The sequence below is a fragment of the Bacillus sp. 5w2 genome (assembly GCF_054353775.1).
Genome location: NZ_JBTIWT010000004.1, coordinates 85228 through 99238, shown reverse-complemented (window position 1 = coordinate 99238; position 14011 = coordinate 85228). Strand labels below are relative to the sequence as shown.

10 protein-coding genes are annotated in these 14011 nt (G+C 35.6%); 1 reads left to right on the top strand and 9 read right to left on the bottom strand.

What is annotated here, in order from left to right:
• Nucleotides 1–71 precede the first annotated feature (71 nt).
• From ACXY7N_RS10295 to ACXY7N_RS10270, 6 genes are all read right to left on the bottom strand, one after another.
• Entirely contained in the window at nucleotides 72–1454 is a 1383-nt protein-coding gene (locus ACXY7N_RS10295; RefSeq protein ID WP_016086849.1) for an APC family permease, read from the bottom strand.
• A gap of 494 nt (nucleotides 1455–1948) precedes the next feature.
• Entirely contained in the window at nucleotides 1949–2089 is a 141-nt protein-coding gene (locus tag ACXY7N_RS10290; protein WP_016086848.1) for a hypothetical protein, read from the bottom strand.
• A 57-nt stretch (nucleotides 2090–2146) separates the two neighbouring features.
• The gene (locus ACXY7N_RS10285) at nucleotides 2147–5509 is read right to left on the bottom strand and encodes a tubulin-like doman-containing protein (RefSeq protein ID WP_016086847.1); all 3363 of its coding nucleotides are present in this window, start codon (nucleotides 5507–5509) and stop codon (nucleotides 2147–2149) included.
• Nucleotides 5510–5582: 73 nt separating this feature from the next.
• Nucleotides 5583–7682 carry a vWA domain-containing protein gene (locus tag ACXY7N_RS10280; protein ID WP_488592385.1) on the bottom strand — a complete coding sequence of 700 codons (2100 nt, stop codon included), beginning with the start codon at nucleotides 7680–7682 and terminating at the stop codon, nucleotides 5583–5585.
• A gap of 257 nt (nucleotides 7683–7939) precedes the next feature.
• On the bottom strand, nucleotides 7940–8278 hold the full coding sequence (locus ACXY7N_RS10275) for a VOC family protein (protein ID WP_016135125.1): 339 nt from the start codon (nucleotides 8276–8278) through the stop codon (nucleotides 7940–7942).
• Nucleotides 8279–8349: 71 nt separating this feature from the next.
• Nucleotides 8350–8685, bottom strand: coding sequence for a hypothetical protein (locus tag ACXY7N_RS10270; protein ID WP_016086844.1), 336 nt, complete (start codon nucleotides 8683–8685; stop codon nucleotides 8350–8352).
• 136 nt (nucleotides 8686–8821) lie between these two features.
• Between ACXY7N_RS10270 and ACXY7N_RS10265 the strand changes: the two genes are divergently transcribed.
• Nucleotides 8822–9217, top strand: coding sequence for a hypothetical protein (locus tag ACXY7N_RS10265; protein WP_016086843.1), 396 nt, complete (start codon nucleotides 8822–8824; stop codon nucleotides 9215–9217).
• A gap of 40 nt (nucleotides 9218–9257) precedes the next feature.
• Here ACXY7N_RS10265 and ACXY7N_RS10260 read toward each other — a convergent pair whose 3' ends face one another.
• The 3 genes from ACXY7N_RS10260 to ACXY7N_RS10250 all read right to left on the bottom strand — a co-directional run bounded on the left by ACXY7N_RS10260 (nucleotide 9258) and on the right by ACXY7N_RS10250 (nucleotide 13806).
• Complete coding sequence (locus ACXY7N_RS10260) at nucleotides 9258–9977, bottom strand: class I SAM-dependent methyltransferase (protein WP_488592384.1); 720 nt, start codon at nucleotides 9975–9977, stop codon at nucleotides 9258–9260.
• Between the two features lie 112 nt (nucleotides 9978–10089).
• Entirely contained in the window at nucleotides 10090–11796 is a 1707-nt protein-coding gene (locus ACXY7N_RS10255; protein WP_016086841.1) for a peptide ABC transporter substrate-binding protein, read from the bottom strand.
• Between the two features lie 303 nt (nucleotides 11797–12099).
• Nucleotides 12100–13806 (bottom strand): peptide ABC transporter substrate-binding protein, encoded by a 1707-nt coding sequence (locus ACXY7N_RS10250; protein ID WP_000728453.1) that lies wholly within the window; start codon nucleotides 13804–13806, stop codon nucleotides 12100–12102.
• Nucleotides 13807–14011: the final 205 nt, after the last annotated feature.

Sequence of the window (14011 nt, the reverse complement as noted above, 5' to 3'; positions counted from 1 at the left end):
AAACACGCTACTTGTTCTTATATGAATAAGTAGCGTGTTTTCATTTCCATTACAAATATTATTTCAACAGACTATACTCTATTTCCATTTCTAACATTACTATGTTTTTTAGCATATACAAAATATATGAAAACACCTATTATAATCCATGCCACAAAACTAATTAAAGTAAGCTTAGAAAGGTTCAAAGCTAAATATATACAACTTACTATTGAAACGATAGGTAAAAAAGGTACTAGGGGCGCACGGAATGGCCTCTTCATATTAGGATGTGTCTTTCTTAATACAATGACAGCTATAGATACAAACACAAATGCTGTTATCGTTCCCATATTCACTAAATTAGCTAATAAATTCAAATCCACTAATCCCGCTAATAAAGCTGCTAGTATACCTGTAACCCACGTATTAAAAAATGGAGTTTGTAAACGTTTATGCACACTTGAAAGTCTTTTTGGTAACAATCCATCTCGACTCATCGAGTAAGATACACGAACAAATGCAAACATAGCTACTAACAGAACTGTTGTTAGCCCTGCTATTGCTCCCACCGATAACAATCCAGCAATTCTATCTTCTCCTACCGTGCGCAACGCATATGCAACCGGATCCGCAACATTTAATTCCGTAAACGGAACCATTCCAGTTAACACGAATGAAACACCTACATATAGAACGGTACAAATGAATAAGGAAACAAGTAACCCAATTGGCACGTTACGTTGTGGGCGCTTCACTTCCTCTGCGGCTGTTGCAACTGCATCAAATCCTAAAAAAGCAAAAAATACAGTAGCAGCGCCTCCTACCACACCGTGAAGACCAAACGGTAGAAATGGTTGCCAATTCTCTGGCTTTACATATTGTGTTCCTACAACAATAAATCCTACAATAACAGCCAACTTAATAATAACCATTATATTATTTATTCGTGCACTTTCTTTTGCACCACGACTTAATAAAAATGTAACAACTAAAATAATAAGAACTGCTGGTAAATCAATAATTCCACCCTTCCCCATACCAGGTGCCGAAGCAAAAATTGTAGGAATGTGAATATTAAATCCTAGTAGCAATGACTGAAAATACGCTGACCATCCTGCCGCTACCGCAGAAGTCGCTAATAAGTACTCCAACATAACGCACCAACCGACGATAAATGCAAAAATCTCACCTAGTGTCATATATGTATATGAATATACACTTCCCGAAACTGGAACTGTAGATGCAAATTCAGCATAACAGAAAGCTACGCACGCACATACAATCGACGCTAATATAAACGATAATACAATCGCTGGGCCAGCATGTTTCGCCGCTACAATACCTGTTAATACGAAAATTCCTGTACCAATAATTGCTCCAATCCCTAAAAGAGTTAGGTCAATGGCACCTAAAGTTTGATTCAATACTTTTTTCTTTTCTTCATCCATTGTTTTCTTTATTAAAAGACTCATTCATTGAAACCTCTTTTTCAAATTTATCTCTTACTTATTACAATCTTTATTACTGTTCTGTTTAGAAAATAAAAATATACATGATCCCCTCCCCATGAACTAAATAATTTAGCAAAAGACAGAATAATCAATCTCTTTTAACTGTAGTGAATTTTAAAACAATCCATTCAGCAACACACCACTAAGAACGCTGAATGAATTTATCATATAATTAATTATATTGTCAACAATAAAATTAATTAAACAAGAACGGTTAATTATGTATCAAATGGTATTTTTAAACGTAATTATTTTCTCAAAAACATTGTTATTTCCTATCTTTATATTTATACTTACTTTTTCATATCGATTTTTATACATTTTTTCATTAGATAGAATTTAAGCAACGTCATCATACCCTTAACTAAATTGTTATTTTTAAATAACAATTTAGTTAAGGGTATGCAATCATTTTAAAGCTAATAAAAAAGCGCAGATTTTCATCTGCACTTTTTTTATTCTTCCACTTCAGCTTCTGCACTACTATTTTTAAGTTGTTCCTTCTGAGCCTCTTCTTGTAACTCAGCTGAAATCATCCCATAATAAATTTCCGGATATAATCCAAATATTTGATATACACTTCCTAAAAACGGCATCGGAATCCCTCTTTTCTAAAGTTGTATTGCCATTTTTAAGGATTCCCTTTTCATTCATTATACATTCGTTTTTGGCGTTTCTTCTTCATCATGAACACTTAATAAATTTTGCCACTTTTTATAAGGAGCACTATTTGGATCTACATAGCCTTTCGCGTACGAACGATCCCACAATTGTTTAATAAACATTTCTTTCTCTTTCTTTGCAACCATATCGGCACCTGTACCGTAATAATTTTGGAAATATAACTCAATTTCATCAAGGAATAATCTTAATAATTCATCAGAAGTTTCTTCTAACGTTGGGTCATATTTCGCTTCACGGTCATACATTAAAATCATATCTAAAATATTATGGACATGCTCTTTACGAAGCCATCTAATATCTTGAGCACCTAATACAAATGGATGTGTATATAAATGTCCACCCTGTATCATCGCCTTTTCTTGTTCTTCTTCAAATCTAGATAAGATGTTTTCATAAATGAACGGATTATGAAGCAACGCTCTGTGCAATTTGTAACTTTCGCTTGAAATATTTTTCCCCATCGACTGAATTAAGAAACTACGTCCAACGCCGTTATATTGATACACGAACTGGCCATCAACAGCAACTAAACTAATCCAGCGATATATATACGCGTATAGAAGAGCGCGATTACATTTATCGTAATCTAATTTCGTTTGCGTTGCATTTAAGTCTGGCATGAAGGCTGGTAAGTGCCAATACTTATCTAAATGCGGCGTTAAACTAGATTTTTTACTATTCAACTTGTTCACACGACGATAGTATGACTGAAAATAATCACCTTTATCATTCATAAATCCATTTGCAATATGTCCCGACGAAAGCTTAGGAAAGTCTTGCAGCGATAAACCATAATGTGCTCGGTAACAGATTACTTCAAAGGGCGAAAAGGCTTCATGTACTGTATCCTTTTCCTTAAACATTTCTTGAATTAATTCCTCTTGCAGTTCTTTCTTTAAAGATGGATGTATACCCCAGTATTGTAATTCCCTATGATGGGAAACTTTCGGCACAAATGGGCTAGCTAAATGGAAGAGGTCTTCAATTTTTTCACGGACGTATTCATCACGATCACGCTTCTTATAATCCGCTTCTTTTCGTAACGCCTCAACGATATTCAGCTCTAATTTATCACGATAGCGTATTTGTAATTCATCGTAGCAATAACTTAATATGTGCTCACGATAAAAGTCTTCTACTTTTTTCGATTGAATCTCTTCTGTTTTCGCATCTCGGCAATATTCCCCGTATAGACTCATATAAATTTCCGCAGATATATCTTTTGGTAATACACCTAAATTTAAATGTTGCTGCATATCTTGCCATATCTTTTCTTGCAGCTTCTCTTCAGCTAATACGTATACATTCGTTGGGTTTGTTTTCCCTTCAAATTCCTTGCTTCGTTTTTGAATTTCAAACAGTAAGTTTTCACGTGTTTCATGTAAATTATCAAAAAATCTTTCCCAGTATTGAATCATTTTGTTAACTGCTTGATATAGCGATTGATACACGAGTTCTAATAGCATTTCTTTACGATACTCGTTTAATTTGTGTACGTACTGCGTTACAATATCTTCAAATTCTTTTTTAAATAAACGTTGCTGATTATTAATCATTTTTCCAAACCAGCCTTGTTGCTGCGCGATTTCTACTCGGCGCACAGCTGTTACCGTTCCATCAATATTACTTACATTAAATTTCTTATCGTAGTTTTGAATTAAATTACGCTTTTGTTCATTATTTTCATGTAGTCGATTCATTTTTTCTACTAACTGCTTTCGAATTTCATACAACATAAAACGAGCTGATACTGGATGAACAGGATCTGTTTTCTTTAAAAACCATGTATTTAATTGATAGGACTGCCCCTCAGAACCATTTGGTGAAAAACGGTCCGATTCAATCATGTCATACAATAGTGTCGTTACATGTTCATGTACACGGCTTGGAATCGCATACGCATATAAACGAACCGCATGATCCACCCTTGCTACTTCACCTTTCATTTGCTCCATCATTTTCAGCTTCGCAGCCGAAATTTTACACTCATGCTGCAGACGATTTAATTCCTCGTCTTTTTGCACCGTACGCTGGACATAACTTTCTACAGCTTCTAAAAACAGTTTAGATTTTGCAACACCGACCTTGCCACCCTCTGCTCCTTCACGCGTTTCATTGTACATTTGTCGATAGAAAATATGAGCTTGTTCTGGACGAGTAGCAAGATGTTCTAAGTCTTCTAAATAACTTTTCCCGCGCTCTGGCTTTTCACGCTGCATCCCACGTTTTACATCTTGGTCATATCTTTGCTTCTTCTCTTGAAACAATTGATCTAAATGAAGCCACGATTCATCTAAACCTTGCACGGCCCATTTTAAAGCGCAATATTTTAACACGTGCTCATATGGATAAATAATCTTTGCCGTTCCTGCCCCGCAATATCGCCCTTTCCCGCTTGATTCTGCTAATTGCTGAATTTGATTATCTTCCTGCGCAAAATGATTTGCAGACATCGGACTAAATAACTGTAAATAAATCGTATTTGCCATTTGCTCCATATAATCTGATAAATTATGCAGATGGTGTCCATGTAAATTTTCGTAATCGTATAAGAAACAATAATTGTACGGTAAATGGTGTTGTTTAATCGTATGATTTGTTCTTCCGTCTTCATCTACTTGATCAGGTCGATATTCTAATTCAATCGTCACTCCGCCACGTTTTGATAATTCTCCAGTAGAACCGAGTGTAATGGCATGTAATTCTTTTAACGATGCATAACCATTTGCTTGCACCGTTTCAAACTCTTTCGCACTAACCGTTCTCGTCTTCACTAACACATCCGGCATTAGAAACGCACCACGTATTAAAATGTTATGATGCTGCAGTTTTTTTCGAAGCATTTCACGTAAATATAATGCAATTTGCAGAAACATCCCTGAACCTGTTCCGCCCGCTAGTGATGTTACGATAATGACACGCACACCATATTCCGTTTGATCACTTGTAACCGGAAAAATCTTCTCAATTTCTTGCCAAAAGGACGTCAATTTATCTTCTTTCATCGCAGCACGTAACGCTAAACGGGAAATGACACGTAACTGCCCTGCCCCTTCTGTCAGTGGCTTATCAAGTATAGTCGGGTCCATTGGAAACCACTCTGGAATCGTTGGATCTCCCGCAATATACTCTCTTGGTGTTTTACTCGAACTCGTTTGTGTTTTAAACTTTCGAATATGATCAAATTTACTTAATGTATTCACATCTGTATCAAATACATGCATTGCTACCTTTTTTCGGCGTTCCTCAGGTAACCTTTCATATATTTGATGTGTCACAGTACTACCGATTCCACCTAAACCAATTAATATCGTTGGAACTTGTAACGTCATGTGAACCACCTTCCTATTCTTGCTTGTTTGAAAAGAAGAGGGAAAGCTAAAATCCCCCTCTTTGCACTATCTCCTATTCACACTCGTACCTGTAAATCTCTTTACCATACCCTCTATCAATTACTAAAAGTTCATTTGGATACAGCGTCTTATGTTCCCTTCCAACCTCATCCTCTGTTATAAACATCCCATCAATAATCATTCCTACTACTTGTGACTCTTTCGCTACCAATATCGATTTCGATCCTTTCTTTGCTATAAATGTAACGGATTGTACAGTCTTTCTTTCTGCTCTAAATGGAATGCCAAAATAGTGCTTCCACCATTTATTTTTAAGTAACTCTGGCTCAGATTGATATAACCAATCTTTCGCTACCTCTTGATCCCATTCGTAATACAATAGTGCTTTCCGGTGAAATCTTGGACGGACAATCCATCCTAAAACGATTATTCCCACTATTAACAGTAATAAAGTGATAGGAATAACAAACTTAAAGATAAGCGCATACTTTTCATAAAACGGTGCATTTTGAATATGGAGTGCTATGTTTTTCTTTACTTCTTGTAATTTTGAATCCTGCACTACGATGGTAGCTTCTACGGTGCCAGTATCTGTAAAATTGAATGTGTCGGAGTAATGAGGTCGAGGATAAATATAAATTTGATTACCATGTTGTTTTATTTCATAGTTGATTGATTGTTTAGATGTGACACCAGTAGATTTTAATAGTTTTTTTACAGCCTCTTCTGTCATCGGCTTATCATCTAACTGTGGTTGTATAATAAATGGTTTACTATTCTCTAAATTCGTTACTTTTTCTTCATAATCTTTCGTGACAGTTTGAAGTGATAATTCAGGCTTTTTCGTTGTTTCGATTTTAAATTCTTTCGTCTGTCTGTAAAATCCCTTTATGTTCATATGAACTTTCCCGCGTACTAATCCTTTAGTAAGCTTCGTTTCGTAATAAAACACATGTCTTTTATCGTCCCACTTCATCACATATTGCTTTCCGTCTATTTCTACTTCTGCCTGAAAGTAAGAAGACTGAACTGACAACTCAGTAGGTTTTGCTTCAATAACAGCTGTCACACCTTCATACATTTCCTCAACATTTTTTCTATCCTGATCCTCTTTGTCATAAGTAGAAACAGTATAATTAAGCGCCGGTTCGACTAGTACTTGTAATCCTTCTTTCTCAATATCCTGGTCCACTTCTATCGTATAAGTTCCTGGTTTAATAACTTCCTCATTTTCCGTACTTATATGAACTATATTTCCGAATAATTTCGCTTCTCCTGGTGCATGTATGGAAAAAGAAGATTGTAATTGTAATGGTTTAGAAATTTGTGTGACCTGATAATTAGACAAAGAAGGCGATTGTCGTACAAGCGTCATACGCTTTAATGGAAATGGTGTTGTAATCTCTACTTTTTTCCCTACTACTTTCGTTTTTACAATCGATTCAACAGAGGAAAACGGATCGCGATTTGCAACTAATGCTGCCACTTGATTGACGCTTTTTACAATACCATCCTCTCCACTAGATGGCATCGTAACTCCATTTATCTCTTTCTTCCATATTTCTTTAAACGTATTGAGTTGCGCCTTCTCTTGTTGCCCTAAATCCTCTTCCATCGTAATTAAAATTGGATGTAACGATATCTTTTTTACATCCATTTCTTTCTTAAACTGTGCTAACTTCTGTGTAATTTGTTCTTTTCCACCAACCTTATCTTTCTCTAAATCATTAAATGCCCCGTCAGTTAAGACAATAAGCCAAAATTCACGTTTTCCATCTATATCGGCTTCCTTTTTTATAGATTGCATCGCCGTTTCTACTGCGCTAAACGGAGTATTTAAATACGTTTTCCATGCTCCAATTCCCTCAATTTCCGTTTGTCTCTTATCCTTCGTTAACGAAATGTTTAATGGATCATTTGGCTTGCTCATTGGAACGTAAGAAAATTTATCTTTTTCATCTAATAGCGCAACTAAACTTTGCAAAGCGTAATTGGCATATTTCCAGCGATCGTTATTTCTCATGCTGCCCGAATCATCATATACAAGTGAAACGACCCTTTCCTTTGCCTCCTCTCCTTTTGCAAAAGTCCAAAAAGGATGTAACCAAATAAATAGAAACAACATGAATGTGGCACAAATTCGAATTTTCATGATGAGGCTTCGCCACCTTTGTAGACAAATTCCTATGTTTAAATTTATGAGAGGAAACAATATATATGACTTGTATTTTAGGACAACTAACACACTATAACTTTATTATGTAAACAGTTATATACGCTGAATATTATTCCTTCTAGCGTTTTCTATCCGATAATACAAGTAAAAAAGCCTGTTTAAGCTCTACACTTAATACAGACTTTTCCTACTTTTTATTTTAAAAACACTTAACAAAAAGTTTGATTTTTGACTTAACACATCACTTCTATTGTAAATCCACCAGGTGCTTCAACGTAAAACGTATACGCATGTGCACGTTTAGGAGGTTCGACCAAAAATCCATCCTCCTTCAATCTTTGATTCATCTTATTTACTTGTTCTTCGCTTTCTTGAGGAAACCCTACATGAAATGTTTGCGGATAATGTACGTCTTTCCCTTTCATTAACGTTAATATAAACCCATCATTATCACGCATAACCGCAAAGCCATTTCCCCTTGTTCCGCTACAAGTTAAGCCAAAATACTTTTCTAAAAACTCTCTCGCAGCTACTACATCTGCAACTGTTAAATTAAGATGTTTAATTCCCAACCGATCACCTTCTTTCTTAATTTTCTAACATTTTATCATAAAAATAAAAAACACGCCTTTCACAGCGTGTTTCATTGCTTCACATACACTTCAACAATCGGATTATCTTTATGATCCGCATGCAAGCGTATATTCTCCTCACTCGCGCTATAAATACTAGCTAATAACATAATCGTTAACAAATTAGGAGTCTTTGCATCACTCCCGTATTTCCTTTCAAGCGCTTCCTTATATTCATAATCCAAATCCCCCTGCACATATGTATACACTTCAAAACCATCTTCTAAATTACAAACTACTGTATCAATAATATCTGCCCCTACTTGCTTCTTCATTTCCTCTCGCAACGCTTCAATAAATTCTTCCCACGGTACTTCGTATGTCTGAAACTGATCTGTAGATTTCATTGCCTTTTCCTCCTTGCTATATCCTCTTCCTATATTTCCCCTTTCCTATAACAATTATGATAGATAGGGCATTCGTACAAGCCGCACTTGTCCCCTTTACATATCGTATTACTGTAATGGGGAAGGAGGAAAGAACATGCATAGACAAAAATGTTATGATACATGCCAACGTTATTTCGGTAAAGTCGTTCGCATTGAAGATCGTGATGGCCGCATTCATTTAGGGAAAATAATTGATGTGACAAATAGCTCTGTATGGATTGAACCAGTGCAACAGCGCTCATCTTTTGACACTGGATTCGGATACTACGACGCATATGCAAACGGTGGTTGTGATCTTTGCGGCGGCCTTAGCAGATGTGATAGTTGCGGATTTGGTTGCGGTGGTGGTTGCGGCGGTGGTTTTAGTAGCTGTGGATGTGGCGGTCGTGGTTGTGGTGGTTGCGGCGGCTGGGGCGACGGCGGTTGGGGTGTTGAACTCGGATTTGGTTTCATTTTCGGAATTACTTTAGCTGCATTATTTTTCATTTAACATAGTAAAGAGTTGACTACCTTTAGCCAACTCTTTTGCTTTATTTTTCACATATAAATATGCGGTGTCCTAAAACATGTTGATACATAAGCCTTACACTTTCATGCTGTACCCACGCATCATATAATTCATTTGGAATATATGATGATACATTCCATTCCGGCTCTTCTATATAGCCAGAGATCGTTTCCGCAATTGTACCACCACCAGCAATTGTAACCCGCTTAAAGTTTGCTTTCTGAAATAATTGTACCCACTCAATCTCAGTTAATAATTCTTTCATCCCATATAACCTGGAAATCGTTTCTTCTTCACTCTTCTCAATGTGTCTATCAATAATCATTTCAATCACAACAAGCTTTCCGTCCTTCTGTAATACACGATAACACTCCGAGATAACCCTTTCTTTCTCTGTAAAAGCGAGTATCGATTCTCCGAGTACGAACTCAAATGAGTCATACAAACAAGGTAATTGCTCTGCATTTCCTTCAATTAATTGAATGTCTAATCCTTCAAATGACCATCTATCTTTCGCCTTTTGAATCATAATTTCATTCTTTTCAACTGCTGTTACTTTATAACCACATTCTTTTGTCATATACGCCGCTGTTTTCCCTGTGCCGCAACCTATCTCAAGGACATTCGCCCCCTGTCTAAAAGGCATTTGTGCTAACAATTGTTTTGTTAACGTAAAACCGCCAGGATGAGCACTCCCTATTCCGTAATAAGCTAAGAAATCGATGTATGTGTTTCGTTTCATGGAATTCTCCTTTAAATTTTCTATAATACATATATTCATCCATCAATGAATTGTGCACATAAAAAAGCACTTCCAAGTGCAATACCGCAACTTGAAAATGCTCTTCTCTTGTTTATTTCTCTTCTACATACGCCCATTTAAAGCTATATTCCGGACTAATATTATGTTTCACAATTCCCTTTATATTTGGTTTCATTACATATGATCGAGCATTTTGATATAAAGGTACAAGCGCTACATCATCTTCAAGTAATATTTTTTCAGCCTTTCCTAACTCTGTCCAACGTTTTTTTGCATCAGCCATCCATTCTGTCTTACTTTTAGTAATAATGTCATCATATTTTGAATTTGAGTAGCTCATCTGGTTCTGAGAGTTTGTCGTTTCAAACATATCAAGATACGTCATTGGATCCGCATAATCTGGATTCCAGCCACCATATGAAAAATCATAATCTTGGTCTGATTCTAATTTCAACTTTTGCTTAAATGGTTGCAGTTTAATATTTACTGTCACGCCTTTTAGGTTTTTTTCAACTTGATCTTTTACATACTCCCCAACTTTTTTCGCATTACCAGTATCATAATTTAACAGTTCAATTGTCACTTGATCTTTTCCAAGTTCTTTTTTCGCTTCTTCCCAAGCTGCCGCTGCCTTTTTGGAATCTTGTTTTAAACCATTCTTGAACGTTTCTGCGAAATCTTTACCGTCTGGTCCACTCGCCAAACCTTTTGCTACTAAATAGTCCACTGGTTTTGAACCATCATTTAAAATAACATTCGTTAAAGCTTTCTTATCAATTGATAATGCAATTGCTTCACGTAATTTTTTACTCTTTAACGGTGTATCTTGCCCACCACGCTTTTGATTTAGACGTAAGTAAAACGTACTTGTTTCCGAATATGCCCCAAACTCTTCTTTATTATTTCTATACTTATCAACAAATTCTCCTGATAAAAGGGCGAAATCAATCGCTCCTGTATCGTATAAATTTACTCTAGTAGCTGGTTCTTTTACTACGCTATAGTTAATTTCTTCTAGTTTGACAGTCTTTTTATCCCAATACTGCTCATTTTTCTTTAATTTCCAGCCTTGCTCATGTTTCCAATCAGTAAGAACGAACGGTCCGTTATATACTGTTGTATCAGACTCTAAACCAAATTTATTCCCTTTTTCTTTTACAAACTTTTCATTTAATGGATAGTATGACGCAAATGCCATTAAGTTTAAGAAATACGGTACCGGTCTTTCTAGTTCCACTTCAAGCGTATAATCATCTACCGCTTTTACACCTAATGTAGCAACTTCTGCTTTCCCTTGATTAATCGCTTCTGCATTTTTCAGATAGTAAGCAATAAATGCATACTCAGCAGCTGTTTTTGGATCTACTAGACGTTGCCATGCAAATACGAAATCTTTCGCTGTTACAGCATCACCGTTTGACCATTTTGCATCTTTCCGTAATTTGAATGTATATTTTTTACCATCCTCACTTTTTGTGCTAGATTCTGCTACAGCTGGGATTGGCTTATTATCTTTATCAAGGCGATATAAACCTTCCATTGTATTCCCTAAAATTTGTGAGCCAAGTGTATCTGTATTTTTGGAAGTATCCATCGTCGGAATTTCATTCGTTTCTGTACGATTTAACACTTGCTTTGCCGCATATTTAATATCAGATTTCTTCTCTTCTCCACCATTATTAGATGTCGTTGTCGTTTTCTTCTCCCCACCAGAAGATCCAGAACACGCTGTTAACGCCATACTCATCGCTAAAACTGGCGCTACAACCGCCGTAAACTTTTTCATCTTTTTCTTCATTCTTGTACCCTCCCCAATTATATGTACGAAACTAACTTTGAGAGATTTCTAATTTGAATTATCAGAAAATTGTTACTAATTATCATCCTACTATTTTTTCACAATTTGTAAAGTTTTTAAGGAACATTCATAATAATTAATTTATTTAAATTAATTACAATCTATTACTACTATACGAATTCTCCCCCATCTACTATATGTAAGTACCACTTCTCTTATTCTCCTCTATCTATTTAAATTTAATTGAATAGTAAAAGAGCGTTTAAAAAAATAAATAATATATTTTTCAAACGCTCTTTTTTCTTATTTCTCTTCCGTTACATACGCCCACTTAAAGCTATATTCCGGACTGATGTTATGTTTCACAATTCCTTTTACATTCGGTTTCATTACATATGCTCTTCCTGTTTGATATAAAGGAACTAGTCCAGCATCTTCTTCAAGGAATAATTTTTCTGCTTTCCCTAACGTTTCCCAACGCTTCTTCGCATCACCCATTAATTCATTACCTGCTTTTTGTACCATTTCGTCGTATTTTGCATTTGAATAACTCATTTGGTTATATGGGCTCTTCGATTCAAACATATCAATAAATGTCATTGGATCCGCATAATCTGGACTCCAACCTGCATAAGAAATTTCATAATCTTGTGCAGTCTCTAATTTTAATTTTTGTTTGAACGGCTGAATTTTTGTATTAATTGTTACACCTTTTAAATTCTTCTCAATTTGATCTTTAACATAATCAGCAATCTTTTTCGCAGTTCCATCATCATAGCTTAGTAATTCAATTGTAACTTGATCTTTTCCAAGTTCTTTTTTCGCTGCTTCCCAAGCTGCTGCACCTTTTTTCGGATCATATTTCAGACCATTTTTAAATGTATCTTGGTAATCTTTACCGTCTGGTCCTGTCGCAAGTCCTTTTGGTACTAATTGATCTGTTGCTTTTGAACCATTATTTAAAATAACGTTTGCCAGTCCTTTTTTATCAACCGATAATGCAATTGCTTCACGAAGCTTTTTGCTCTTTAACGGCGTATCTTGTCCGTTACGCTTTTGATTTAAACGTAAGAAGAATGTACTTGATTCTGCATACTCGCCATATTCTTCTTTGTTCGATTTATATTTATCTACAAACTCTCCTGATAGTAGTGTGAAATCAATTGACCCTGTATCATATAAGTTTACTTTCGTCGCAACTTCTTTCACTACACTATAGTTAATTTCTTCTAATTTTACAGTCTTCTTATCCCAATACTTATCATTTTTCTTTAGCTGCCATCCTTGTTCATGTTTCCATGAAGACATCACGAACGGCCCGTTATACACCGTTGTATCTGCTTCTAAACCGTACTTATCGCCTTTTTCTTTTACGAATTTTTCATTTAACGGATAGTATGACGGGAATGCTAGTAAATTCAAGAAATATGGTACTGGCTTTTCCAATTCTACCTCTAGTGTATAATCATCTACTGCTTTTGCCCCCAAATCTGTTAGAGGTTTTTCACCTTTATTAATTGCTTCTGCGTTTTTAATATAGTAAGCAATAAATGCGTATTCTGACGCTGTATTTTTATCGAGTAAGCGCTGCCATGCAAATACGAAATCTTTCGCTGTTACAGGATCACCATTTGACCATTTTGCATCTTTACGTAATTTAAATGTATATTTTTTGCCATCCTCGCTTTTCGTACTAGATTCTGCAGCAGCTGGGATTGGCTTATTATCTTTATCAAGACGATATAATCCTTCCATCGTGTTCCCTAAAATTTGTGACCCTAACGTATCAGTAGATTTAGACGTATCCATCGTCGGAATTTCTTGATTCTCTGTACGATTTAATACTTGTTTTGCTGCGTATTTAATTTCGGATTTGTTCTCTTCCCCACCACCATTAGACGTCGTAGTTGTTTTCTTCTCCCCACCTGATCCAGAACACGCTGTCAACGCCATGCTCATCGCTAAAACTGGCGCTACAACCGCCGTGAACTTTTTCATCTTTTTCTTCATTTTTGTACCCTCCCCAATTATATGTACGAAACTAATTTTGAGAGATTTTCTAATAACTAGTTATCAGAAAATTCTTATTAATTAATATTCTACTAACTTTTCTGTTTTTGTAAAGTTATTTTTAAAATATTCTAAAAATTATTTTTTTGTGATAGTAAAAGGTATTTTTCACAATTGTTACTATACAAATTATTTATATCTATGG